Genomic DNA, 1,113 nt, shown 5'->3' with positions numbered 1-1,113 from the left:
TTCATCTGCCGGGCGGTGAGCGAGGTGACGAGGAAGAAGCGGTCGAGCAGCAGATCGCCCTCGCGCTCCTTGACCACCAGCACGACGCGGCGCGGCTCGTCCCAGCTTTGGGCCTGGTATGTCAGTTCATGCGTCCAGAGCCTTGGTTCGCTCGGTCGCCGCCCCGGCGGGCGCTTCATGTGCGGTGCTGCGAGCTTGTCGAGGGCGGGATTTGCGCGCAGGCGCGCGACATGATGGACGCCGCGGTTCTCCAGCCCGTTCAGAAGCGTGGCCGAAGGAAAGCCGGCATCGATGCGCACCATCGTGATTTTGCACAAGCTGGCTTCGGCACGGTCGACCACGTCGAGGATGACATCGAGCGCTCCGTCGGCGGTCCCGACATTGCCGGGGCGCAGACGGGCGTCGAGCATGTCGCCGGTCTCGGCGATGGAAGTGATGAGCGGGTGATAGATGCGGGCTCGATAGTGGCCGTTCCACTTCGCCTTGGGCTGATGCCCGTGGACCTCGACCGGCAGGCTGTCGACATCGAGCGTGATGTGCTCGAACCGCTTGCCGCCGTTCTCGGCCCGTAGGTTCCGCCCGGCCAGTTCCAGCGCGCCCTCCCGGAGCACCTTGAGGTTTGCGGGCTCGGCCAGCATCGCCGTACAGCGCGACATAGTTGGCTGGGAGGCCAGTCCGGGATGCCCCGCGAGCGGCGTCAGCCCGGCGGAGGAACTGACGGCAAGGCGCATGGCCGGATCATGGCGCAGGGCATCGGCATCGTCGTGGTCCTGCCAGCCCTGCGCAGTCATCAGCACCATGGTCCGGAGCAGGGACGGCAGGTCGTGCACGACGTCGGCCCGGCGGCGGTGATCCCTCATCTGCCCGACCATCCACGGTACGATCTCGGTCGCCTCAAGAGCCTCCCGAAGAAGCACCGCGCCGGGATCACCGGTCAGTCGCTCGGAACGGGCTTCAATGCGCAGGGACCGGTTGAACCTTGGCGTGACCGGCTCTAGAATTTCACCCATGCGTGCGTCCTGAGCTGCCGTTGAAATTGGTGTAGCAACTTGATTCTACAGCGATTTGGGACGTGCGCAACTTCCCAAAGCCGATTTGGATGAATAAGCCGGG

At 65.5% G+C, this 1,113-nt stretch carries 1 protein-coding gene; it reads right to left on the bottom strand.

The annotated features are described in order from the left end of the window. On the bottom strand, positions 1–1,010 hold a 1,010-nt coding region (locus ACESMD_RS15510; protein WP_372614740.1), incomplete at its 3' end, for an IS1380 family transposase. Positions 1,011–1,113 lie beyond the last annotated feature (103 nt).

The organism is Halomonas sp., from assembly GCF_041689495.1.
In the GTDB taxonomy this organism is placed as follows: Bacteria; Pseudomonadota; Gammaproteobacteria; order Pseudomonadales; family Halomonadaceae; genus Halomonas.
This window is presented reverse-complemented; position numbering and strand designations above follow the sequence as displayed.